The 21,639-nt window shown below is 69.7% G+C and carries 21 protein-coding genes and 1 tRNA gene; 12 read left to right on the top strand and 10 right to left on the bottom strand.

Annotation, left to right across the window (positions count from 1 at the left end; all coding sequences use genetic code 11):
* Positions 1 to 4: 4 nt before the first annotated feature.
* From GTO19_RS14830 to GTO19_RS14820, 3 genes are read right to left on the bottom strand one after another with little or no spacing between them, the layout of a single operon-like run.
* The gene (locus GTO19_RS14830; RefSeq protein WP_291021947.1) at positions 5 to 1,828 is read right to left on the bottom strand and encodes an ATP-binding protein; all 1,824 of its coding nucleotides are present in this window, start codon (positions 1,826 to 1,828) and stop codon (positions 5 to 7) included.
* Between the two features lie 8 nt (positions 1,829 to 1,836).
* Positions 1,837 to 2,088 carry a PP0621 family protein gene (locus GTO19_RS14825; protein WP_291021945.1) on the bottom strand — a complete coding sequence of 84 codons (252 nt, stop codon included), beginning with the start codon at positions 2,086 to 2,088 and terminating at the stop codon, positions 1,837 to 1,839.
* Positions 2,089 to 2,098: 10 nt separating this feature from the next.
* The gene (locus GTO19_RS14820; protein ID WP_291021943.1) at positions 2,099 to 2,899 is read right to left on the bottom strand and encodes an inner membrane protein YpjD; all 801 of its coding nucleotides are present in this window, start codon (positions 2,897 to 2,899) and stop codon (positions 2,099 to 2,101) included.
* A 143-nt stretch (positions 2,900 to 3,042) separates the two neighbouring features.
* Between GTO19_RS14820 and ffh the strand changes: the two genes are divergently transcribed.
* The 4 genes from ffh to GTO19_RS14800 all read left to right on the top strand — a co-directional run bounded on the left by ffh (position 3,043) and on the right by GTO19_RS14800 (position 8,188).
* On the top strand, positions 3,043 to 4,413 hold the full coding sequence (gene ffh, locus GTO19_RS14815) for a signal recognition particle protein (protein WP_291021941.1): 1,371 nt from the start codon (positions 3,043 to 3,045) through the stop codon (positions 4,411 to 4,413).
* 33 nt (positions 4,414 to 4,446) lie between these two features.
* Entirely contained in the window at positions 4,447 to 5,079 is a 633-nt protein-coding gene (upp, locus tag GTO19_RS14810) for a uracil phosphoribosyltransferase (protein WP_291021939.1), read from the top strand.
* Between the two features lie 155 nt (positions 5,080 to 5,234).
* The gene (locus GTO19_RS14805; protein WP_291021937.1) at positions 5,235 to 7,763 is read left to right on the top strand and encodes an FtsX-like permease family protein; all 2,529 of its coding nucleotides are present in this window, start codon (positions 5,235 to 5,237) and stop codon (positions 7,761 to 7,763) included.
* Positions 7,764 to 7,768: 5 nt separating this feature from the next.
* On the top strand, positions 7,769 to 8,188 hold the full coding sequence (locus GTO19_RS14800) for a group II truncated hemoglobin (protein ID WP_291021935.1): 420 nt from the start codon (positions 7,769 to 7,771) through the stop codon (positions 8,186 to 8,188).
* A gap of 21 nt (positions 8,189 to 8,209) precedes the next feature.
* On the opposite strand, the gene GTO19_RS14795 is transcribed toward GTO19_RS14800, so the two are convergent.
* The 3 genes from GTO19_RS14795 to radC all read right to left on the bottom strand — a co-directional run bounded on the left by GTO19_RS14795 (position 8,210) and on the right by radC (position 10,478).
* Positions 8,210 to 9,010 carry a DUF3047 domain-containing protein gene (locus GTO19_RS14795; protein WP_291021933.1) on the bottom strand — a complete coding sequence of 267 codons (801 nt, stop codon included), beginning with the start codon at positions 9,008 to 9,010 and terminating at the stop codon, positions 8,210 to 8,212.
* Positions 9,011 to 9,107: 97 nt separating this feature from the next.
* The gene (locus GTO19_RS14790) at positions 9,108 to 9,743 is read right to left on the bottom strand and encodes a Smr/MutS family protein (RefSeq protein WP_291021931.1); all 636 of its coding nucleotides are present in this window, start codon (positions 9,741 to 9,743) and stop codon (positions 9,108 to 9,110) included.
* Between the two features lie 42 nt (positions 9,744 to 9,785).
* On the bottom strand, positions 9,786 to 10,478 hold the full coding sequence (gene radC, locus GTO19_RS14785) for a DNA repair protein RadC (RefSeq protein ID WP_291021929.1): 693 nt from the start codon (positions 10,476 to 10,478) through the stop codon (positions 9,786 to 9,788).
* A gap of 78 nt (positions 10,479 to 10,556) precedes the next feature.
* Between radC and GTO19_RS14780 the strand changes: the two genes are divergently transcribed.
* The 5 genes from GTO19_RS14780 to GTO19_RS14760 are packed head-to-tail and all read left to right on the top strand — an operon-like array spanning position 10,557 to position 14,554.
* Entirely contained in the window at positions 10,557 to 11,003 is a 447-nt protein-coding gene (locus tag GTO19_RS14780) for an FKBP-type peptidyl-prolyl cis-trans isomerase (RefSeq protein WP_291021927.1), read from the top strand.
* Complete coding sequence (ispH, locus tag GTO19_RS14775) at positions 11,003 to 11,956, top strand: 4-hydroxy-3-methylbut-2-enyl diphosphate reductase (RefSeq protein WP_291021925.1); 954 nt, start codon at positions 11,003 to 11,005, stop codon at positions 11,954 to 11,956. The genes GTO19_RS14780 and ispH overlap by 1 nt, the downstream gene beginning before the upstream one ends.
* A 22-nt stretch (positions 11,957 to 11,978) precedes the next feature.
* On the top strand, positions 11,979 to 13,283 hold the full coding sequence (gene serS, locus GTO19_RS14770; protein WP_291021923.1) for a serine--tRNA ligase: 1,305 nt from the start codon (positions 11,979 to 11,981) through the stop codon (positions 13,281 to 13,283).
* Positions 13,284 to 13,332: 49 nt separating this feature from the next.
* Entirely contained in the window at positions 13,333 to 13,689 is a 357-nt protein-coding gene (locus tag GTO19_RS14765) for a thioredoxin family protein (RefSeq protein ID WP_291021921.1), read from the top strand.
* Positions 13,690 to 13,699: 10 nt separating this feature from the next.
* Positions 13,700 to 14,554 carry a YihY/virulence factor BrkB family protein gene (locus GTO19_RS14760; protein ID WP_291021919.1) on the top strand — a complete coding sequence of 285 codons (855 nt, stop codon included), beginning with the start codon at positions 13,700 to 13,702 and terminating at the stop codon, positions 14,552 to 14,554.
* On the opposite strand, the gene GTO19_RS14755 is transcribed toward GTO19_RS14760, so the two are convergent.
* Positions 14,551 to 15,450, bottom strand: coding sequence for a LysR family transcriptional regulator (locus GTO19_RS14755; protein ID WP_291021917.1), 900 nt, complete (start codon positions 15,448 to 15,450; stop codon positions 14,551 to 14,553). The two genes, GTO19_RS14760 and GTO19_RS14755, sit on opposite strands and share 4 nt — an antisense overlap.
* A 91-nt stretch (positions 15,451 to 15,541) precedes the next feature.
* Here GTO19_RS14755 and GTO19_RS14750 point away from each other — a divergent pair, with 91 nt between their 5' ends.
* Together GTO19_RS14750 and GTO19_RS14745 are read left to right on the top strand one after the other, a co-directional pair.
* Positions 15,542 to 16,876 carry an arylsulfatase gene (locus GTO19_RS14750; protein WP_291021915.1) on the top strand — a complete coding sequence of 445 codons (1,335 nt, stop codon included), beginning with the start codon at positions 15,542 to 15,544 and terminating at the stop codon, positions 16,874 to 16,876.
* Between the two features lie 31 nt (positions 16,877 to 16,907).
* Positions 16,908 to 17,876 carry a tripartite tricarboxylate transporter substrate binding protein gene (locus tag GTO19_RS14745; RefSeq protein ID WP_291021913.1) on the top strand — a complete coding sequence of 323 codons (969 nt, stop codon included), beginning with the start codon at positions 16,908 to 16,910 and terminating at the stop codon, positions 17,874 to 17,876.
* A gap of 62 nt (positions 17,877 to 17,938) precedes the next feature.
* Here GTO19_RS14745 and GTO19_RS14740 read toward each other — a convergent pair.
* Positions 17,939 to 18,030 (bottom strand) — tRNA-Ser (locus GTO19_RS14740).
* 101 nt (positions 18,031 to 18,131) lie between these two features.
* Between GTO19_RS14740 and GTO19_RS14735 the strand changes: the two genes are divergently transcribed.
* Complete coding sequence (locus GTO19_RS14735; RefSeq protein WP_291021911.1) at positions 18,132 to 19,553, top strand: HAMP domain-containing sensor histidine kinase; 1,422 nt, start codon at positions 18,132 to 18,134, stop codon at positions 19,551 to 19,553.
* 49 nt (positions 19,554 to 19,602) lie between these two features.
* Here the strand turns inward: GTO19_RS14735 and GTO19_RS14730 are convergent, their stop codons facing one another.
* Positions 19,603 to 20,196: a response regulator transcription factor gene (locus tag GTO19_RS14730; protein ID WP_009517829.1), complete on the bottom strand. Its 594-nt coding sequence runs from the start codon at positions 20,194 to 20,196 to the stop codon at positions 19,603 to 19,605.
* A gap of 146 nt (positions 20,197 to 20,342) precedes the next feature.
* Positions 20,343 to 21,638, bottom strand: coding sequence for a tryptophan--tRNA ligase (locus GTO19_RS14725; protein ID WP_291021907.1), 1,296 nt, complete (start codon positions 21,636 to 21,638; stop codon positions 20,343 to 20,345).
* Between the last annotated feature and the right edge of the window lies 1 nt (position 21,639).

The raw sequence follows: 21,639 nt of genomic DNA, 5'->3' as shown, positions 1-21,639 counted from the left end.
GGGCTCAGCCGGTGGCCAGGGGCGGGTGGCCCGAGCGCAACGGATCGACGATGGTGTGCTCGTGGTCGTGGGCCGGGTTCGACGCGGGCGAGAGGCTGAGCTGCTGGCCGCCTGCGCGCGCGGGCGTGGCGGTGGCCGCGGCCCCTGTCGCCAAGGGCATGAGCACGTAGAACTCGTTGCCCTCGCGCTGGTCCAGGCGGGCGCGCTGGTAGGCGATCTGCGCTCCGTAGCGTTCGCACAGCTCGCGGCAGATGTACAGGCCCAGGCCGCTGGAGCGGCTCTCGGACGAGAAAAAGGGTTCGAACAGGTGCTTGAGCACACTGGCCTCGAGCGGGCCGCCATCGCTCCAGATGGACAGGCGCAGGTGCTCGCTGCCGCTGGGCTGGGTGACGATGCGGATCGACGCGGGCTTGCCGCTGGCGTGGCGCAGGGCGTTGTCGAGCAGGTTGACCAGCAGGCGGCGCAGGTGTTCCGGGTCGAAGGCCACCAGGCCCTGCGAGGCGTGCAGGTGCACGCCCAGGGTCTGGGTGACGCTGTTCTGGCGCATCCATTCCGCCGTCACCTGCCGCACCATGGAATCGAGCGGCAGCGGCGGCACGTGGCCGTCGGCTCGGCTGGGCTGGGGACGGGCGATGTTGAGGATGTCGTCCACGATGCGCGAGAGCCGCTGCGCGTTCTGGTCGATCATCTTCGTGAGGCGCTTCTGCCCGGGCTCCCGCACCTCTTCGTCGAGCAGGGCGTTGGCCTGGGTGATGGCCGACAACGGGTTGCGGATCTCGTGCGCCACGGCGGCCGACATGCGGCCCATGGAGGCGAGCTTCTCGGTCCGCACGCGCGCCTCGACCTCGCGCAGGTCTTCGAGGAAGAGCACGCACAGCGAGCCGCGTTCGCCCACCGCGGGCGTGAGCTTGGTGCGTGCGTGCAGGCGCTGGCTGGGGCGGTTGCCGTGTTCGATGGTGGTTTCGGTCTCCAGCGCGGCGTCGATGGCGAAGCTTTCCTCGACCAGCGCGGCCAGGTGCGACCAGCTCGGCCGCGCCGACAGCAGCAGGCGCGCGCCTTCGGGGTAGTTCTCGCCCATGAGCATGCCGCGCGCGGCGGGGTTGGCGTTGCGCACCACGCCGTGCGTGTCGATCACCAGCACGCCCACGCCCAGGCTTTCGATGACCACCTCGTTGACGGCGGCCTGCGCGCGCGCGGCGGCCTGGCTGCTGGCCGAGACGGCCTCTTCGCGCGCCAGGCGCAGGGCGAGCTGGTGGGCCAGCACCGCCACCAGGAAGAAGCCCGTGCCCGCCAGCCCGGCCTGCAGGAAGCGCGCGGTGTCCAGCTGGCCGAGTCCCGAGGCGTCGACCGCGGCCTCTGCCAGCAGCAACAGCGTGACGCCGGCCGCCGTGCCCAGGCCCAGCACCATGGGGCCGAGGATGGCGCCCGTGAGCACCGGCAGGGCGAACAGCGGGGTGAAGTTGATGCTGCTGCCCGACTGGAAGTGCTGCAGCAGGGCCACCACCGCCACGTCCAGGCCGATGGTGACCAGCCATTGCACCGTGGGCGCGCGGCCATGCTCCGCGGGTTTCCACATCAGCAGCACCGCCACGGTGGCCAGCAGGTAGGTGGAGGCGAGGGCGGTCAGCCAGACCGTGCTTCCCTGGGTGCTGAGCAGCAGGAACAGTTGCAGGGCCAGCAGCACCAGCGCCACGAACACGCGCGCCCGCATGAAGGCGCGCCACAGGCGTTCGAAGGCACGGGTGCGCTGGTCGTGTGCCTGCGCACCCGAGCTGTCGTGGGCCGAGTACCACGAGGGCGCGAAGCTGGAACTGTCGTGGCGTGCCATGCGGGTCCTCAGGCCGACGGGCCTTCGATGCGCTGCCGGTGCTCTGCGCTGCAGTAGCTGCCGTCGCGGCCGGTGGTGGCCTCGCTCAGCGGCAGGTGCGTGCCGCAGGCGCGGCAGGCCACCATGGCCATCGGCTGGCCGGGCCTGCGCTCGGGGCGTGGCGGCGCGGCGGCCTCACGTTCCTGGCGCTCGGTGCGGCGGTTGTTGCGCCACACGTAGAACGCCACCACGACGACGGCGAGCACGAGCAGGTATTTCATTCTTGGTGCGTCATGTGCGTTGCAGCAGCACCTCGATCACGAAGCGCGAGCCCACGTAGGCCAACAGCAGAAAGCCTGCGCCCACGTAAAGCGTGCGAACGGCGGTGCGGCCGCGCCAGCCCAGTTGCCAGCGGCCCCAGAGCAGCACACCCATGGTGGCCCAGGCCAGCACGGAGAACACGGTCTTGTGGTTCCACACCATGCGCTGGTTGAGCTGCTCGGAGAAATGCCAGCCGGCCGCCAGCGTGAGGCTGAGCAGCAGAAAACCGGCGGCCACGAAGCGGAAGGTGAGGCGCTCCAGCGTGAGCAGAGGCATGGCCGTGTCGCTGGTGACGCCGCTGCGCATGGCGCGCTCGGCGCGCTGCATGAGCCAGGCGTGCACCACGGCGGCGGCGATGAGTCCGTAGGACGCGATGCCCAGGGCCCAGTGCAGCGGCATCCAGACCGAGGGCAGCGTCGGATGTTCTGCGCCCGGAAAGGCAATGACCAGCAGCATGACGGCCGCCCCCATCAAGGCCAGCGCCCAGCGCGCCCGAAGCTGCGGGTACAGGCGGCTTTCGACCAGGTAGACGGTGAGCACCAGCCACAGCGTGACCGACAGCGCCGGCGCGAAGCCGAAGCGCACCGGTTCGCTGAGCAGGCTGGCGAGCAGGGCCAGCAGGTGCAGGCCCCAGGTGATGGCCAGCAGGCCGCGCGCCTGGAAGCTGCCCAGCCGGGGGTGCGCCCAGGCCACCAGCGCATACGCCAGCGCGGCCAGCGTGGAGAGCACGGCGGCCGGCAGGTTCAAAGCCAGTTGGGGCAGGAGGTTCATGGCCACGGGCCAGCGCGGCAGGTGCCGAGGGCTAAAATCAGCCGCACATCTTAACGGCGCCTCCCGGGCGCCTTGCGGCCCGATCCCCCGTTCAACGGGTCCCCATGGCGCTCCGTCGGCGCCTCCTCACTTCCGCCCCAGCCATGGCTTCAGCCCTGTCCGACCGCCTGTCACGCATCGTCAAGGAAATGCGTGGCCAGGCCCGCATCACCGAAAGCAACGTGAGCGACATGCTGCGCGAGGTGCGCATGGCCTTGCTCGAAGCCGACGTGGCCCTGCCGGTGGTGCGCGACTTCATCGCGCGCGTGAAGGACAAGGCGCTGGGCGCGGACGTGGTGGGCTCGCTCACCCCGGGCCAGGCGCTGGTGGGCATCGTGAACCGGGAATTGGCCGCGACCATGGGGGCGGGCGTCGCCGACCTCAACCTGGCCGCGCAACCCCCCGCCGTCATCCTCATGGCGGGCCTGCAGGGCGCCGGCAAGACCACCACCACCGCCAAGCTGGCGCGGCACCTGATCGAGAAGCGCAAGAAGAAGGTGCTCACCGTGTCGGGAGACGTCTATCGCCCGGCGGCCATCGAACAGCTCAAGACCGTGACCGCCCAGGCCGGCGCCGAGTGGTTCCCCAGCACGCCCGAGCAGAAACCCGCCGACATCGCGCGCGCCGCGCTCGACCACGCGCGCCGCCACCACTTCGACGTGCTGCTGGTCGACACCGCCGGCCGCCTCGCCATCGACGAGGCGCTGATGCGCGAGATCCGTGAGCTGCACGCGGTGCTGAACCCGGTGGAGACCCTGTTCGTCGTCGACGCCATGCAGGGCCAGGACGCGATCAACACCGCCAAGGCGTTCAAGGAAGCGCTGCCGCTCACCGGCATCGTGCTCACCAAGCTCGATGGCGACGCGCGCGGCGGCGCGGCGCTGTCGGTGCGCTCCATCACCGGCGCGCCGATCAAGTTCGCCGGCGTCTCGGAAAAGATCGATGGCCTGGAGGTGTTCGACGCCGAGCGCCACGCGCAGCGCGTGCTGGGCATGGGCGACATCGTGGCCCTGGTCGAGCAGGTGACGGCCGGTGTGGACATGGCCTCGGCCCAGAAGCTCGCGGCCAAGGTCAAGAGCGGCGAGGGCTTCGACCTCAATGACTTCCTCGACCAGTTGCGCCAGATGAAGCAGATGGGCGGCCTGTCCAACCTGCTCGACAAGCTGCCCGCGCAGATGGCGGCCAAGGCCGGCGAGGCCGACCTCTCGCGCGCCGAGAAGGACATCCGGCGCAAGGAAGGAATCATCTGCAGCATGACCCTGGCGGAGCGCCGCAAGCCCGAGATCATCAAGGCCACCCGCAAGCGCCGCATCGCCGCCGGGGCGGGCGTGCACGTGCAGGAAGTCAACCGCCTGCTCAAGGAGTTCGAGCAGATGCAGGGCATGATGAAGAAGATGAAGGGCGGCGGCCTGATGAAGATGATGAAGCGCATGGGCGGCATGAAGGGCATGCCCAAGTTGCCCGGCATGGGCTGATCCACCTCCCCGCAATTCCATCCACCTCACGCCATGGCACGCGACGTCCACGTCATCACCCACCCCCTGGTGCAGCACAAGCTCACGCTGATGCGCCGCAAGGACACCAGCACGAAGAGCTTTCGCGAGCTGGTGCACGAACTCAGCGCCCTGTTGGCCTACGAGCTCACGCGCGACATGCCCATGCAGGAGATCGACATCGAGACCCCGCTGGAGCCGATGAAGTCGCGCGTGATCGACGGCAAGAAGATCGTGCTGGCCTCCATCCTGCGCGCGGGCAACGGCTTCCTCGACGGCATGCTGCAGGTCATTCCGGGTGCGCGCGTAGGCCACATCGGCCTGTACCGCGACCCGGCCACGTTGAAGGCCGTGGAGTACTACTTCAAGATGCCGCAGGACATGCACGAGCGCGACGTGATCGTGCTCGACCCGATGCTGGCCACGGGCAACTCGGCCGTGGCGGCGGTGGACCGGCTCAAGAAGACGAACCCCCGCTCCATCCGCTTCGTCTGCCTGGTCACCTGCCCCGAAGGCCTCAAGACCTTCCACGATGCGCATCCTGATGTGCCGGTCTACACGCCGGTCATTGACCGCGGCCTCAACGAGCACGGATACATCGTCCCGGGACTGGGCGACGCCGGCGACCGCATCTTCGGAACGAAATAGAAACCCCCTGCGGCGCTGCGCGCCTCCCCCCAGGGGGCAATGCCGACGGACCGGCGGAGCCGGATCCGTGGCATTCGCGGTTCGGGGTTGGCGTGCCCCCGGGGTTGCGTCCTGATGACAGCTTTGTTATTTGGTTTGCGTTAGGGTTGCCGTCCATGAACCCCCAAGCTCCTTCCTTCTGGCGCATCGGCTGGACGTCCCTGCTGCGCGACTGGCGCGCGGGCGAACTGCGCCTGCTCGTCATCGCCGTGACGCTCGCCGTGGCCGCGCTCACGGCCGTGGGCTTCTTCGCCGACCGCCTGCAGGGAGGCCTGACGCGCGACGCGAGTGCCCTCATCGGCGGCGACGCCGTGGTGGTGTCCGACCAGCCGGCCGGCGCGGCCTTCGTCGAGCGCGCCGAGGCACTGGGCCTGCGCCACACGCAGAGCCTGAACTTCCCCACCATGGGCCGCGCGAGCGATGAGCAGGGCGGCGCGGCGCGACTGGTGGCGCTGAAGTCGGTCGGCGAGGGCTACCCCTTGCGCGGCACGCTGCGCGTGTCCGAGTCGCCGGACGCGCCCGACGCCGTCGCCCCCGGCATCCCCGCGCGCGGCACCGCCTGGGTGGACGCGGCCCTGCTGGTGCAACTCGACCTGCGCGTGGGCCAGCCGCTGCTGCTGGGCGACGGGCGCTTCACCATCGCGCGCGTGCTCACAGCGGAGCCCGACCGGGGCGGCGGCTTCATGAGCTTCGCGCCGCGCGTGATGATCCGCAACGACGACCTGCCGGCCACCGGCCTGGTGCAACCCGCCAGTCGCGTGAGCTACCGGCTCGCCGTGGCCGGCCCCGAGCCCGCCGTGGCCGGGTTCAGCCGCTGGGCGCGCGCAGAGATCGAGCGCCCCGGCGTGCGCGGCGTGCGGCTGGAGTCGCTCGAGGGCGGCCGGCCCGAGATGCAGCGCACCCTGGGGCGGGCCGAGAAATTCCTCAACCTCGTGGCCCTGCTGGCCGCGCTGCTGTGCGCGGTGGCCGTGGCCATCGCGGCGCGCGGCTTCGCGCAGCGCCACCTGGACGACTGCGCCATGCTGCGCGTGCTGGGTCTTTCGCAAGGCAACATGGCGCGCGCCTACACGGTCGAGTTCGCCATCGTGGGCCTGTTCGCCAGTGCGCTTGGCGTGCTGCTGGGCTGGGTGGTGCACCACGTCTTCGTGCTGCTGCTGGCGGGCCTGGTGGAGTCCAGCCTGCCCGCGCCCGGTCCCGTGCCGGTGTTGCTGGGCCTGGGCATGGGGCTCACGCTGCTGCTGGCCTTCGGTCTGCCCCCGGTGCTGCAGCTGGCCAAGGTGCCACCGCTGCGCGTGATCCGCCGCGACGTGGGCCAGCTCAAGCCGGCCACGCTGGGTGTGCTGGGCCTGGGTGTGGTGGGCTTTGCCGGGTTGCTGCTGGCGGCCAGCCGCGACCTGCTGCTGGGCGGCATCGCTGTGGGTGGCTTCGCGGCGGCGGTGCTGCTGTTCGCCGCCATCAGCTACCTGGCGGTGCGCGTGCTGCGCGCCAGCGTGAACGAAACCACCGCGCCGCGCGCCCTCGTCATGGCCACGCGCCAGCTCTCGGCGCGCCCGGCCTACGCGGTGGTGCAGATCAGCGCGCTGGCCGTGGGTCTGCTCTCGCTGGTGCTGCTGGTGCTGCTGCGCACCGACCTCATCGACAGCTGGCGCAGCGCCACACCGCCCGATGCGCCCAACCGCTTCGTCATCAACGTGCAGCCCGAACAGGCTCAGCCCTTCCAGCAGGCCTTGCGCCGCGCGGGCGTGAGCCAGTACGACTGGTTCCCCATGATCCGTGGCCGACTGGTCACCATCAACGGCAAGGCCGTGCAGCCCGAGGACTTCGAGGCCGAGCGCGCGCAGCGCCTGGTCGAGCGCGAGTTCAACCTGTCGCACACGGCCGAACGGCCGGAGAACAACCCCGTCGTGGCCGGGCGCTGGGCAGCCGGGGAGGCCGATGGCCTGAGCGTCGAAGAGGGCCTGGCCGAGGAACTGGGCCTCAAGCTGGGCGACGCGCTGGGCTTCGACATCGCCGGCCAGACGGTCGAGCGGCGCATCACCAGCCTGCGCAAGGTCGACTGGGGCTCCATGCGGGTGAACTTCTTCGTGCTGTTCCCCGTGGCCGAAATGAACGACGTGCCGATCACCTACATCAGCGCCTTCCGCGCGCCCCAGGCCGCGGGCTTCGACAACGGCCTGGTGCGCGAATTTCCCAACATCACCAACGTCGACATGAGCCAGACCATCGCGCAGGTGCAACGCGTGTTGGGACAGGTCATCGCGGCCATCGAATTCCTCTTCGCCTTCACGCTGGCGGCCGGCCTGGTGGTGCTGCTGGCGGCCGTCACGGCCACGCGCGGTGAGCGCGAACGCGAATTCGCCATCCTGCGCGCCGTGGGCGCCGGCTCGGGCCTGCTGCGCCAGGTGCAGCGCATCGAACTGCTGGGCGTGGGCCTGCTGGCGGGCTTCCTGGCCTCGGTGGTGGCGGTGGCCGTGGGCTGGGCGCTGGCTCGCTACGCCTTCGAATTCACCTGGACGGCCTCACCCTGGGTGCCGCTGGGCGGGGCGCTGGCGGGTGCGGTGCTGGCGCTGGCCGCCGGGTGGTGGGGCCTGCGCGCCATCCTGCGCACCCCCGTCGTTGAAACTTTGCGCCGCGCCGCCACCTGAACCCGATGAGCGACCAACTCCTGCAACCTGAAGAACCCGCGAAGTTCGCCACCCCGTTCGAGTGGATCGGCGGCGAGGCGCGCGTACGCGCGCTGGTCGACCGCTTCTACGACCTGATGGACCTGGAGCCTGCTTACCGCGAACTGCGCGCCGCGCACGGCAACACGCTGGACAGCGCGCGCGAGAAGCTGTTCTGGTTCCTGTGCGGTTGGCTTGGCGGGCCGGACCACTATGTCTCGCGCTTCGGCCACCCCCGCCTGCGCATGCGGCACATGCCGTTCGCCATCGGCATCGTGGAGCGCGACCAGTGGCTGGCCTGCATGGACCAGGCCATGGGCGAGACCGGGGTGGACGCCGAATTGCGCGAGCGGCTCAGGAAGAGCTTCTTCCAGACGGCGGACTGGATGCGCAACAGTCCGGGTTGAAGCAGGGGCTGAGAGCGGGGCTCAGCGCGTGGTCAGCGAGAGCTCGCGCAGCGTCAGCGGCCCGTACCAGGCCTCGGCCCGGGTGGCCAGGTTGTTGGCATCGGTCATCAGCCCAACGGCGGTGAGGGGGCCCGGGGGCTGGCCGAAGGCCGCGAGGTAGTCGGCGCGTACGTCGCGTTCATGCTCCACCCATCGCCCCAGTTGCTGCGGCCCCTGCTGCACCACCAGTTTGCGGATGCGCCGCGTGTGGGGGTTCTCGACCACGGTGCCCACGGGGTAGCGGTTGTCCCACACGTACATCAGCGTGGCGTAGGGCAGGGGTTCGCCGGTCATCAGGTGGGCCAGCTCGGAGAGCATGTGGTCGCGCCGGCTCCAGGACTGGCGGTCGCCGTCGAAGCTGAGCAGCACCCGCGCCACGGCGTCGTCGGCCTGAGGGTCTTTCATGTCGGCCTGCTCCATCAGCGCATCGGCCCGCCACGCAAAGCGCAACCGTGCGCCGGGCGGCAGCTCGGTCGGCTTCAGGGCCAGGCGCAGCAGGCTGTTGCCCGCGTCGCTGCGCGCGTGCAGCGCGGGATGCCCGTCGAACATGGTGGCGCGGTAGTCGGTGGGGCGGCGGTTGCCATAGCGGCGGTGGTGCCAGGGGCCGGCGGCGGTGAGACCGTCGAACCGGCAGGCCTTCGCCCAGGCCGAGCCATCGATGGCGTCGTCACCGGGGCCCCCGGGAGGCGGGTCGCCCGGCGTGGCGCAGCCCGCCAGCGCGGCGCCGACGGCGAGCAGCCAGTGGCGGCGATCGGCCGGCGAGCGGGGCGGGGCGGGCTGCATGGCCCGAGATCATGCCGTGGCCGGTGCGCGTCGGCGCGACGCGCACCCCACGGCGGCGCCCCGCGTGCACGGCGTCACGCCGCGCGGGGCCTGCGTGTCACGCCGGACGCAACAGCACCACCAGCGCACCGGCCCCGCCATCGGCCGGACGGGCCTGCACGAAGGCCATCACTTCCTTCTTCTGCACCAGCCAGCGCAGCACCCGGCCCTTGAGCACCGGCGCGCGGCCCGGCGAGCCCAGGCCCTTGCCGTGCACCACGCGCACGCAGCGCAGACCTTGCAGGTGGCTGTCGCGCACGAAGCGGCCCAGGGCCTCGCGGGCCTCGTCGGTGCGCAGGCCGTGCAAGTCGATCTCGCGCTGGATGGCCCAGCGCCCCTCGCGCAGCTTGCGCACCACCTCCGGGCCCAGACCGGGGCGGCGGTAGCTCAACTGTTCGTCGGTGTGCAGCAGGGTTTCGACGTCGAACTCGTCGGACAGGGCCTCGCGCATCACGGCCGCCTCGTCCCGCTCGCGCTGCAGCGGGCGTGGCTCGGGGTAGGGGCGCGGCGGCTGGGCGCGCCCGTGCGCGGGCAGGCGCTGCACCGGGCCCACCGCGATCTCGAACAGGCGGTGTTCGCGCTCGCGCCGCGCGGCGGCCAGGCGTTCGGCCTCGCGCTCGGCCGCCTCGCGCGCGCGGCGTTCGGCCAGGGCGTTGCGGATGGACTTGAGCTCGCCGAGGGTCTTCACCTTCATGCCGCCATTGTCGGGCCGGGCCCGGCACGCGGCGCGAACGGCTCAGAGAAGCCCGAGCTGCGAGAAGGAGGCCGCGCGCTCGCGCGTGACGACGATGTGGTCGAGCACCCGCACACCCACCAGGGCCAGCGCGTCGCGCAGGCTGCGCGTGATCGCCACGTCGGCCGCCGACGGCTCGGCGAGCCCGCTGGGGTGGTTGTGCGCCAGCACCACGGCGGCGGCCTGGTGGTGCAGGGCGCGCAGCACCACCTCGCGAGGGAACACGCTGGCCTGGTTGAGCGTGCCGCGGAACAGTTCCTCGAAGGCGATCAGCCGGTGCTGGCTGTCCAGCAGCAGCAGGGCGAACACCTCGTGCGGTCGGTCGCCCAGCTGCAGGCGCAGGAATTCGCTGGCGGCGGCGGGGTCGTTGAGCAGGTCGCGCGCCTTCAGCGGCTGGGCGAGCGCGCGGCGGGCGATCTCCATCACCGCCGCGATCAGCGCGCGCTTGGACGGCCCCAGGCCCTTGATGCGACCGAGCGCGGCGGCGTCCGTGGCCACCAGGCCGGCCAGGCCGCCGCAGGTGTCGAGCAGTTCCTGGGCGAGCTGCAGCACATGCTTGCCCGCCATGCCGGTGCGCAGCAGCAGGGCCAGCAGTTCGGTGTCGCTGAGGGCGCTGGCGCCGCGCGAGAGCAGTTTCTCGCGCGGTCGCGCGTCGCTGGGCAGGCCTTTGGGCCCGGCCCGCAGATGGGCTTGCATGTGGTTCCTCCCCGGATCGGACGCGCTTTTTACAATACGCGTTTCGCCCATCCCCCAGGGTGCATTGCCGCCCCCACCATGTCCCACGTCCAGCCCGGCTCCTTTCTCACCTTGCACTACCGCATGAGCGGCGCGCAAGGGCAGGTCATCATCGACACCTTCAATGGCCAGCCCGCCACGCTGAGCCTGGGCCAGGGCGAGCTGTCGCCCGCCATCGAGCAGCGCCTGATCGGCCTGGCCGAGGGAACGCGCACCGTCATCGATCTGCCGCCCGGCGAGGCCTTCGGCGAACGCCAGCCCGAGATGCAGCAGTGGGTGGCCCGCAAGCTGCTCAACGAGCTGGGCGACCCGCACGAGCAATACGCCGTGGGCGATGTGGTGCAGTTCCCCACGCCCGATGGCCTGGGCAGCTACGCCGGGGCCGTGCGCGAGGTGCGCGCCGATGGCGCCGTGCTGTTCGACTTCAACCACCCCCTGGCGGGCCAGGCGGTGCGCTTCGAGGTCGAGCTGATCGGGGTGCTCTGATGGCGCAACTGCAAGACATCGTCCTGGCCGAGCCGCGCGGCTTCTGCGCCGGCGTGGACCGCGCGATCGAGATCGTGGAGCGCGCGCTGGAGAAGTTCGGCGCGCCCGTCTACGTGCGCCACGAGATCGTGCACAACCGCTACGTCGTCGACGACCTCAAGTCCAAGGGCGCGATCTTCATCGAGGACCTGGCCGACGTGCCGCCCGGCGCCACGCTGGTGTTCTCGGCGCATGGCGTGAGCAAGGCGGTGCAGAACGAGGCCGCGCAGCGCGGCTTTCACGTGTTCGACGCCACCTGCCCGCTGGTGACCAAGGTGCACATCGAGGTGGCCAAGCTGCACCGCGAGGGCTACGAGTTCATCATGATCGGCCACAAGGGCCACCCCGAGGTCGAGGGCACCATGGGCCAGCTCGACAGCGGCATCCACCTGGTGGAAGACGTGGCCGACGTCGCACGTGTGACCCCGGCGCAGAGCGAGAAGCTTGCGGTGGTCACGCAGACCACGCTGTCGGTGGACGACGCGGCGGAGATCCTCAGGGCCGTGAAGGCGCGCTTTCCGCAGGTGCGTGAGCCCAAGCAGCAGGACATCTGCTATGCCACGCAGAACCGGCAGGACGCGGTGAAGCTGCTCAGCGCGCAAGTCGACGTGGTCATCGTGGTGGGCAGCCCCACCAGTTCCAACAGCAACCGCCTGCGCGAGGTCTCGCTCAAGCTCGGCACGCCCGCGCACATGGTGGACAACGCGGACGAGCTGCGTCCCGAGTGGTTCGAGGACCGCGTGCGCGTGGGCCTCACCGCCGGCGCTTCGGCGCCGGAGATCCTGGTGCGCCAGGTGGTCGACCGCATCAAGTCCTTCGGCGCCATCTCCGTGCGCTCCATGGACGGCCTGACCGAGACCGTCAAATTCCCGCTGCCCAAGGGCCTCAAGCTCGGCGACGCCGGCACCCACTGATTTCCTTCACCCGCCCCTTCCCATGCTCGACATCGTTCAACTGCGCAAGGACCTGCCCGCCGTCGTGGCCCGGCTCGAGACGCGCAAGCAGCCGCAGCCCTACCTCGACGTCGCGGCCTATCAGGCCCTCGAAAGCGAGCGCAAGACGCTGCAGACCCGCACCGAGGAGCTGCAGGCGCAGCGAAACAGCGTGTCCAGGCAGATCGGCATGCTCAAGGGCAAGGGCCAGCACGCCGAGGCCGAGGCGGCCATGGCGCAGGTGGGCGCCATCAAGGCCGAGCTGGAAGCCGGTGCCGCGCGCCTGGACGTGATCCAGGCCGAGCTGCAGGCCTTGCTCATGGCCGTGCCCAACCTGCCGCATGAAAGCGTGCCGGTGGGCGAGGACGAATCGGGCAACGTGGAGGTGCGCCGCTGGGGCACGCCGCGCAGTTTCGACTTCCCCGTGCGCGACCACGTGGACCTCGGCGCCCCGCTGGGCCTGGATTTCGAAACCGGCGCGCTGCTCTCCGGCTCGCGCTTCAGCTTCCTGCGCGGCCCGGTCGCGCGGCTGCACCGCGCGCTCGCGCAGTTCATGCTCGACCTGCAGACCGGGCAGCACGGCTACACCGAGTGCTACACGCCCTACATCGTCAACCGCGAGGTGCTGGAGGGCACGGGCCAGTTGCCCAAGTTCAAGGACGACATGTTCTGGGTGCTGCGTGGCGGTGACGAAGACGCGGCCGAGCAGTACCTCATCTCCACCTCGGAGATCTCGCTCACCAACACCGTGCGCGAGCGCGTGCTGGCGGAAAGCGACCTGCCCATCAAGCTCACCGCGCACAGCCCCTGCTTCCGATCGGAAGCCGGCAGCGCGGGCCGTGACACGCGCGGCATGATCCGCCAGCACCAGTTCGACAAGGTCGAGATGGTGCAGATCACCCACCCCGACAAGAGCTACGAAGCGCTGGAGCACATGGTGGGTCACGCCGAGGCGGTGCTGCAGAAACTGGAACTGCCCTACCGCGTGGTCGCGCTGTGCACCGGCGACATGGGCTTCGGCGCCGCCAAGACCTACGACCTGGAGGTGTGGCTGCCCGGGCAGAACACCTACCGCGAGATCTCGAGCTGCTCCAACTGCGAGGCCTTCCAGGCGCGGCGCATGCAGGCGCGCTTCAAGAACGCGCAGGGCAAGAACGAGCTGGTGCACACGCTCAACGGCTCGGGCCTGGCCGTGGGGCGCGCGCTGGTGGCGGTGCTGGAGAACCACCAGAACGCGGACGGCAGCATCACCGTGCCGGCCGCCTTGCGGCCCTACCTGGGCGGCCTGGAGCGACTGGCCGCCGCGTGAGGGGGCACGCCATTTGCCGGGGACGGACCCGCCTTGCCGGAGCGCACCCATGAGCCCTGATTTCCCCTATGCGAGCGATGCGCCGTCTCGCGCCGACGTCGACGCCCTGGCCGGTGACACGGTGATCGAGTTCGGCTCCAACGGCTGCGGCATCTGCCGGGCCGCACAAGCGGCCATCGCCGAGGCCTTGGGCGCCCACGCGGGCCGCTCGCCCATTCGCCACCTCAAGATCGAAGACGGTCCCGGGCAGCCGCTCGGCCGCTCGTTCGGTATCAGGTGGTGGCCGACCCTGGTGGTCTTGCGCGACGGCCGAGAGGTCGGCCGGACCGTGCGGCCGCGCCGCGCGCAGGACATCGAGGAGGCGCTGTCCGCGCTGGCCGCCAGCGAGGCCCCGGACCGGTCCTGACGGGGGCCCCGTGAACGCGCGACAGATTCTTGCCCTCTGCCGCCAGGCGATCGGGGCCTGGGTCGACGACTTCGCCCCCAGCATGGGTGCGGCCATCTCTTACTACACCGCGTTCTCTCTGGCGCCGCTGCTGGTGATCGTCATCGCGGTCGCCGGAGCGATCTTTGGCCGCGAGGCCGTCACGGGACAGATCACGCAGCAGCTCACCGACCTGATCGGTGCGGAAGGCGCCCGCCTGGTGCAGGGCCTGGTGGCCCGCGCCAGCGACACCGACCGCGGTCTGGTGGCAGGAACCATCAGCATGGTGGTGCTCGTCGTCGGCGCCACCACGGTGTTCGCCGAGCTGCAAAGCGCGCTCGACCGCATCTGGCACGTGCCCGAGCGCGAGAAGCCCACGGGGGTGTGGGGCATCCTGCGCGCGCGCTTGCTGTCCTTCGGGCTGATCCTGGGGCTGGCCTTCCTGCTGATGGTCTCGCTGGTGGTGGGCGCCGCCATCGCCGCCATGGGGAGCTGGGCAGGCGGGCTGATGCCGGGGGCCGAGGCGCTGCTCCAGGCCCTCAACATGCTCGTGTCGCTGGGCTTCAGCACGGTGCTCTTCGCCATGATCTTCAAGTTCATGCCGAGCGCGTCCGTGGCCTGGCGCGACGTGTGGATCGGTGCGCTGGTCACGGCCGCCCTGTTCGAGCTCGGCAAGCTGCTGATCGGCCTGTACCTGGGCAAGAGCGGCATCACCGAGTCCTTCCAGGCCGCGGGCTCTCTGGTGGTGCTGCTGGCCTGGGTCTACTACGCCGCGCAGATCTTTCTGCTGGGCGCCGAATTCACCAAGGTCTACGCGCGCTCGCACGGGTCGCTCGCCATGCACTAGGTCTTCTGACGCGCGAGCAACTGGTCGCGCAGCGTGCGCATCAATGGCGACCAGGGAGATCCTTCGCGGGACAGCAGCACCACCGCCCGCGGGATGCGAAGCGCCGCGACGGGCAGTTCGGCGAAGCGGGCCGAGGCCGTGTTCTGAAGCAGTGAGCGCGGCACCAGCGTGAGCAGATCGGTGGCTGCGAGCATGGCGAGGTTCATCTCGGAAGAGAAGGGCACCTCCACGACGATGGTGGGCGCCGCCAGGCCGTGGTGCGAGAACACGGCCTGCAGTGCGCGATAGGCGGCCGAGTGCTCGGGACCGATCATCCAGCCGAAGGGGGCGACGTCCTTGAGGCTCAGGCGTGAGCGGCGGGCCAGGGGGTGGCCCGCGCGCACCAGCGGAAGGAGTGGATCGTTGTCGATCTTGGTGCGCTCGCTGCCCAGGGCCTGCCCGTCATAGGCGGGCACGAGCGCCAGGTCGAGGGTGCCTTCGCGCACCTGCGCGGCCAGGGCGTCCGAGCGGTCCACGCGGATCCGCACGCGCAGGCCCGGGCGCTGCTTCAGCAGCGACGCCATGGCGGCGATCATCCGGTTGCGGCCCGTGGTGTCCGTGACGCCCACCCGCAACAGGCCGGCCTGCTGCGCCCGCATCTCGTCGGCCAGCAGCACGATGTCGGCGTAGTCGGCCTGCAGCTTGCGCATCTGCTCGGCCACCCGTATGCCGGCCGAGGTCAGCACCACGCCGCGCGCACGGCGCTCGAAGAGCTGCAGGCCGAACTGGGCTTCGACCCGCTGCATGGCCTTGCTGAGCGCCGGCTGGGTGACACCCAGCTCCTCGGCCGCTCCCGACAGCCGGCCCGCTTCGGCCACGGCGAGAAAGTACTGAATGTCCTGAATGGCGATAGACATTCCTGGATGTTATAGGACGCAATCGCATCAGGAATGGCCGTTCGCGACCGCAGGGCGTAGATTGGTGCCTTCTTCCCAGCCCCTGCCGCCGATGCCCTCCCATGCCCGCCCCCATATCGTCCTCATCGTGGCCGACAACCTCGGCTGGGGGGAACTGGGCTGCTACGGAGGCGGCGCGCTGAGGGGCGCACCCACGCCCCGCATCGATCAACTGGCGCGCGACGGCCTGTTGCTGCAGAACTTCAACGTGGAGAGCGACTGCGTTCCCACGCGCTCGGCCCTGATGTCGGGCCGCCACCCCATCCGCACGGGGTGCCTGCAATCGGTGCCGCCGGGCCTGCCCCAGGGCCTGACCCGCAGCGAAATCACCCTGGCGCAATTGCTCTCGGCCGCCGGCTATGCCACGGCCCATTTCGGCAAATGGCACCTGGGCGATGTCGAGGGTCGCTACCCGTCCGACCGGGGATTTGACGAGTGGTATGGCATCCCCCGGACCACGGACGAGAGTCAGTTCACGTCCTCGATCGGTTTCGACCCGAGCGTTGTCGAACTGCCCTGCATCATGGAGGGCGTCGCAGGAGAACCGTCGCGCCAGGTCAAGGTGTACGACCTGGATGCGCGGCGGGGCATCGACGCCGAACTGGTGGAGCGCTCGTGCCGCTTCATGCGTCGCCAGGTCGAGGCCGCACGCCCCTTCTTTCTGTACCTGCCGCTGGTGCACCTGCACTTTCCCACGCTGCCGCACCCGGACTTCGCCGGGCGCACCGGCCATGGCGATTTCGCGGACGCCATGGCGGAGATGGACCACCGCGTCGGCCAGGTGCTGGACGAGGTGCAGCGCCTGGGCATCGCGGACGACACGCTGTTCATCTTCTGCAGCGACAACGGACCGGAGTTCCGCGCGCCCTACCGCGGCACGGCCGGCCCCTGGCGCGGCACCTACCACACGGCCATGGAGGGCAGCCTGCGCGTGCCCTTCATCGCCCGCTGGCCGGGACGCATCGCCCCCGGCCGCGTGAGCAACGAGCTGGTTCACGTGACGGACCTGTTCAGCACGCTGGCCGCCATCGGTGGCGCTTCGGTGCCGACGGACCGTCCGATCGATGGCGTGGACCAGCGCGCCTTCCTGTGCGGCGAAACGCCGAAGTCCGCCCGCGAAGGCTTCCTCTTCTACATCAAGCAGGAACTTCGGGCGGCCAAGTGGCGCGACTGGAAGCTGCACTTCCACTGGGAGCCCGAGGTCAACCAGGGACAGGGCAAGCTCGAATCGCCCTACCTGTTCAACCTCACGCGTGACCCGAAGGAAGAGACCGATGTGCTGGTCTTCAACACCTGGGTCATGGGGCCGATCCTGCGAATGGTCCGTGACTTCAATGCCAGTTGTCGCGAACACCCCAACACGCCGCCCGGCGAACCCGATCGTTGAACGACCCCCACCGACGCACAAAGGAGCCGACATGCCCATCCGCCGCCACGTCCTGCTGCGACTCATCCTGCCGCTCGCCATCGCACCTCTGTGTCTGCCTGCCCAGGCGCAGGCCCCATGGCCGGCCGCCAAGCCGATCACCTGGATCGTCGGATTCGTTCCGGGCGGCACGGTGGACACCTTGACGCGCGTCTTCGCCAAGAGCATCTCCGAACAGATCGGCCAATCGATCGTCGTGGAAAACGTACCGGGCGCCTCTGGCTCGCTGGCGCTGCAGAAGGCCGCGCGAGCGCCAGCCGACGGCTATACCTTCGTCACCGTGCCGGGGCCGGTGCTGTTCGGCCGACCGGTGCCGCAGATCGGCCAGGAGCTTCAGGCCGTTGGCCTGCTGTCGCAGGGGCCGATCGTCCTGGTAGGCACCGCCGCGAACGCGCCTGGCGATCTGAAGGCCTTGATCTCCGCCATGAAGCAGCGGCCCGAGCAGTGGAGCTTCGCCAGTTCCGGCGTGGGCACAGGGCAGCATCTGGCCGGTGAACTGTTGAACGCCATGGCCGGGACGGCGATGCTGCACGTGCCCTACAAAGGCGGCGGCCAGGCCGTGGTCGACGTCGTGGGCGGGCAGGTCAGGCTCGCCATGCTGGGGCTCACGCCGGTTCTGCCGCAGATCCAGTCGGGGCAGCTCAAGGCCTACGCGGTCACCACGCCGTTTCGCATCCCCAGCCTGCCGGACGTGCCGACCATGGACGAGGCCGGCTTGAAGGGCTACGAGGCGACGCAGTACTTCGCCGTCGCGACGCACAAGGGCGTCCCGGGCGCCATCGTGGCCCGGTTGAACGCGGCCGTGGGCGTGGCCAGCGCGTCAACGGAAGTCAGGCTGGCCCTGGAGGCGGGCGGCCAGGTGGCGAGCCCCTTGTCTCCTGGCGACGCCCAGGCCTTCGTGCTCAAGAGCCTGGCCAAGTTCTCGGCTGTGGCGAAGCAGGCGAACATCACGCTCAACTGAGGCGCCACGCCTCGCGTTCCGCCAACAAAAAAGCCCCTGCACTGCAGGGGCTCGAGACTCGCTGGCGGAGAGAGAGGGATTCGAACCCTCGGTACAGGAGAACCTGTACGCCGGATTTCGAATCCGGTGCATTCGACCACTCTGCCATCTCTCCGTGTCGAAGCCCGCGATTCTAGCAGGCGGCGGGCCCCGAACCGCTCGTGCCGCCGCCCCCTGGGCGCCAGTGCACAATCGCGCGACTCCAACGCCGCCGCCATGCTCGTCGACACCCAGCCCGCCACCCACCAGCACGTCCCGGCCGCGCCGGAGGTGCGCGACGCCTGGGTCCAGTCCCAGCTCATTGGCGTGATGATGGACAACCTCGGGTCCACGCTGCTGCTGGGCGGGCTGTCGATGCCGATACTGCTCTACCTGATGGCGGGCGAGGTGTCCACGACCGCCCTGGTGCTCTGGACAGTGGCCATGCTCGCGGCCCTTGTGCTGCGTTTTCGCCTGATCGGTGTGTACCGGCTGCGCTACGACAGCGTGGACGGCCCGCAGCGCCAGGCCTTCGTCGAGCGTTACGGCTGGACCTGGCCCGCCATGGGCCTGCTGTGGGGCGGTCCGGTGGCCCTGAGCTACCTGCAGGCCAGCTTCATCACCCAGTTCGTCTGTGCGCTGCTGGTGGTGGGCCAGGGCCTGGTCACGCTGGCCGCGTACAGCGCCTACCGGCCCATCTACCGTGCCTATACCAACGCGCTGTCGCTGTCCGCGCTGATCGGCCTGGTGCTGGCCACCGTCGTTTATTTCGAGCGCACCGATCTGCTGCAGACCACCGCCCTGTTCGCTGTGCTCATGGTCTTCTGGGCCCTGCTGCAACTGGCGGGCCTGCGCCTGCACCAGGTGTACCGGTCCAGCTTCGAGCTGCAGTTCTCCAACCAGGAGCTGATCGACTCGCTCACCCTGCAAACGCGCGCCTCGTTGCGCGCTGTCTCCACCAAGAACCGCTTCCTGGCTTCGGCCGCGCACGACCTGCGTCAGCCGGTGCACGCGCTGAGCCTGTATGCCGACTGGCTCGCGAGCGAGCCCGAGATGGCGCGCGACATCGCGCCGCGCATCCTGCAGTCCACCCGCGCCATCAACGAACTGTTCGATTCGCTGTTCGACCTCACGCGCATCGACGCCGGCAATTACAAGGTGCGCCTGCAGCATGTGGAGGTGCACAAACTGTTCGCCGACATTGCGCTGCAATTCGAGCCGGTGGCCGCGGGCAAGCAGTTGCGCCTGCGCACGCGCGCCCAGCCCCTGGTGCTGTGGTCCGACCCGGTGGTGCTGCGCCGCATCCTGGGCAACCTGGTCTCCAATGCGCTGCGCCACACCACGCGCGGCGGCGTGCTGCTGGCGCTGCGCCGTCGCCAGGACATGGTGGTGTTCGAGGTCTGGGACACGGGCGTTGGCATTGCGCGAGAGCACCAGCAGGCCATCTTCCAGGAGTTCTTCCGCGTCTCTCAGCACCAGGGCACGGAGGACAGCCTGGGCCTGGGGCTGACCATCGTGTCGAAGCTCGCCACGCTCATGGGCTACCAGCTCGCGCTGCAGTCCGAGGCCAGCCGGGGCAGCGTGTTCCGCGTGATGCTGCCCGCCTACACGCAGCAGGAAGGCGCGCCCGCGCCTCAGCCCACCGTGGTTCAGTCCTGAAAAGCAAAACCGCCGCGAAGGGCGGCGGTTGTGCGGGAGGGCGGAGGATTCAGAGGTCCAGCAGACCGGCGGTGCGGGCCAGGTGGCTGGCCTGCGAGCGGCTCTTCACGTTGAGGCGGCGGAACAGGCGCCACAGGTGCACCTTGACGGTGTGCTCGCTGATCTGCAGTTGCTCGGCGATGTCGCGGTTGGACAGGCCCCGGTCCAGCATCACCAGCAACTGCTTCTGGCGCTTGGACAGCTTGTCGGGGATGGTGGGCGCGTTCTCGTCCTCGACTTCGTCGGCCAGGAATTCGCGCAGCACCTTGGCGATCTGGGCTGCGCCGGCGGATTTTTCCACGTAGGCGTCGGCACCCGCCTCGCGGGCCAGGTCTTCGTAATCGGACGAGGGGGACGCCGACAGCACGATCAGCGAGGTGTCGGGCAGCATCTGGCGGATCTCGCGCACGCCGGAGACGCCATTGGTGTCGGGCAGTTTCAGGTCGAGGCAGACGAGTTCGGGTTCGCCGTGTTCGGCGATGGCCTTGCTCACCGAGGCCAGTCGCTCGAGCTCGACCACCTGGGTGGATGCGCGCAGGCGGCGCAGCAACATGACCACGGCTTCGCGCATCAGCGGGTGATCGTCAATGACAAAAATACTCATGTCAGGATGCGCAATTCATGATTTGGTTTGACTGCACAGCATATCGGCATAACCCCGATTTGGCGATAGCCGGGCGCCCTTCCCCAGGGGCACGCAGAAGGCGGCGAAGGGTTGCGCAGGCCGCCCGGGGCCGATTGTGACCCAATTCAGGCGGCCGATTGGCGCAAAACGTCGAGGGCAGACGTGACGCGCTCCACATCATCGGGCGCAATCAATTGGGGTGCCAATGCATCGAGCGCAAGCTTTCCTTCGGCTTGCAGGCGGGCCATGGCCTGGGCGGCCTCGCGCGGGGCGGCGAATCCGGTGCTCTGAAGCAGCAGCGCACCCCTGGCGTCGGTGAGCTTGAAATAGAAGAGACCGTCTTTCTCGCGGTACTGCTTGAAGACGGGCAGGGCGGCTTTGGCGGCCTTGGGCGTGCTGGTGTCGGCCTGGGTGTCGAGCGCGCGCAGGCCCACGGCGTGGCGCAGGCGCTGGGTGAACGGGGTGGCGATGGCGCGCGCCTTGGCAGCGCCCATCTTCAGCGTCTTCTCGATGCGCGCCGGATCCCGGATCAGCCCGTCGTAGACCTCGCGCATCGGCGCGATCTCGCGGTCCAGGCGCTCGAACAGCAGTTGCTTGGCTTCGCCCCAGGCGATGCCCTCGGCGTAGGCCTTGGCCAGGGCGTCGGTCTCTTCGGCGCTGGCGAAGGCCTGGTAGAGCTGGAACAGGGCCGAGCCCTCGGTGGACTTGGGCTCTCCCGGCGCGCGCGAGTCGGTCACGATGCCCATGATGAGCTTCTTCAACTGCTCGCGCGGCACGAACAGCGGGATCGTGTTGTCGTAGCTCTTGCTCATCTTGCGGCCGTCCAGACCGGGCAGGGTGGCCACGTTCTCCTCGATGACGGCCTCGGGCAGGGTGAAGTGCTCGCCGTAGAGGTGGTTGAAGCTGGAGGCGATGTCGCGCGCCATCTCGATGTGCTGGATCTGGTCGCGCCCCACCGGCACCTGGTGGGCGTTGAACATCAGGATGTCGGCCGCCATCAGCACGGGGTACATGAACAGGCCCGCGGTCACGCCGTCGTCGGGCTCGGCGCCAGACTCGGTGTTCTTGTCCACGGAAGCCTTGTAGGCGTGGGCGCGGTTGAGCAGGCCCTTGCCGGTGACGCAGGTGAGCATCCAGGTGAGTTCGGGGATCTCCGGGATGTCGGACTGGCGGTAGAAGGTGACCTTCTCGGGGTCGAGTCCGCAGGCCAGCCAGGTGGCGGCGATCTCCAGCGTGGAGCGCTGCACGCGTGCCGGGTCACCGCTGGTTTTGATGAGCGCGTGGTAGTCGGCCAGGAAGTAGAAGCTTTCGACGCCGGCCAGGCGGCTGGCGCGCACGGTGGGGCGGATGGCGCCGACGTAGTTGCCCAGGTGGGGCGTGCCCGAGGTGGTGATGCCGGTGAGGACGCGAACGGGGTTCATA

This window comes from Hydrogenophaga sp., from assembly GCF_011772445.1.
GTDB lineage: Bacteria > Pseudomonadota > Gammaproteobacteria > Burkholderiales > Burkholderiaceae_C > Hydrogenophaga.
The sequence above is the reverse complement of the archived record's forward strand: the minus strand, read 5'-3'. Positions and strand labels throughout refer to the sequence as shown.

Bases quoted from the DNA above. Each gene is read 5' to 3' on its own strand.
- serS (WP_291021923.1), top strand. From the start codon at position 11,979: ATGCTCGACATCGTTCAACTGCGCAAGGACCTGCCCGCCGTCGTGGCC.
- GTO19_RS14790 (WP_291021931.1), bottom strand. From the start codon at position 9,743: ATGAAGGTGAAGACCCTCGGCGAGCTCAAGTCCATCCGCAACGCCCTG.
- GTO19_RS14730 (WP_009517829.1), bottom strand. From the start codon at position 20,196: ATGAGTATTTTTGTCATTGACGATCACCCGCTGATGCGCGAAGCCGTG.
- GTO19_RS14780 (WP_291021927.1), top strand. From the start codon at position 10,557: ATGTCCCACGTCCAGCCCGGCTCCTTTCTCACCTTGCACTACCGCATG.
- GTO19_RS14745 (WP_291021913.1), top strand. From the start codon at position 16,908: ATGCCCATCCGCCGCCACGTCCTGCTGCGACTCATCCTGCCGCTCGCC.
- GTO19_RS14825 (WP_291021945.1), bottom strand. From the start codon at position 2,088: ATGAAATACCTGCTCGTGCTCGCCGTCGTCGTGGTGGCGTTCTACGTG.
- GTO19_RS14830 (WP_291021947.1), bottom strand. From the start codon at position 1,828: ATGGCACGCCACGACAGTTCCAGCTTCGCGCCCTCGTGGTACTCGGCC.
- GTO19_RS14820 (WP_291021943.1), bottom strand. From the start codon at position 2,899: ATGAACCTCCTGCCCCAACTGGCTTTGAACCTGCCGGCCGCCGTGCTC.
- GTO19_RS14750 (WP_291021915.1), top strand. From the start codon at position 15,542: ATGCCCTCCCATGCCCGCCCCCATATCGTCCTCATCGTGGCCGACAAC.
- GTO19_RS14805 (WP_291021937.1), top strand. From the start codon at position 5,235: ATGAACCCCCAAGCTCCTTCCTTCTGGCGCATCGGCTGGACGTCCCTG.
- ispH (WP_291021925.1), top strand. From the start codon at position 11,003: ATGGCGCAACTGCAAGACATCGTCCTGGCCGAGCCGCGCGGCTTCTGC.
- GTO19_RS14725 (WP_291021907.1), bottom strand. From the start codon at position 21,638: ATGAACCCCGTTCGCGTCCTCACCGGCATCACCACCTCGGGCACGCCC.
- GTO19_RS14795 (WP_291021933.1), bottom strand. From the start codon at position 9,010: ATGCAGCCCGCCCCGCCCCGCTCGCCGGCCGATCGCCGCCACTGGCTG.
- GTO19_RS14765 (WP_291021921.1), top strand. From the start codon at position 13,333: ATGAGCCCTGATTTCCCCTATGCGAGCGATGCGCCGTCTCGCGCCGAC.
- upp (WP_291021939.1), top strand. From the start codon at position 4,447: ATGGCACGCGACGTCCACGTCATCACCCACCCCCTGGTGCAGCACAAG.
- radC (WP_291021929.1), bottom strand. From the start codon at position 10,478: ATGCAAGCCCATCTGCGGGCCGGGCCCAAAGGCCTGCCCAGCGACGCG.
- ffh (WP_291021941.1), top strand. From the start codon at position 3,043: ATGGCTTCAGCCCTGTCCGACCGCCTGTCACGCATCGTCAAGGAAATG.
- GTO19_RS14800 (WP_291021935.1), top strand. From the start codon at position 7,769: ATGAGCGACCAACTCCTGCAACCTGAAGAACCCGCGAAGTTCGCCACC.
- GTO19_RS14755 (WP_291021917.1), bottom strand. From the start codon at position 15,450: ATGTCTATCGCCATTCAGGACATTCAGTACTTTCTCGCCGTGGCCGAA.
- GTO19_RS14735 (WP_291021911.1), top strand. From the start codon at position 18,132: ATGCTCGTCGACACCCAGCCCGCCACCCACCAGCACGTCCCGGCCGCG.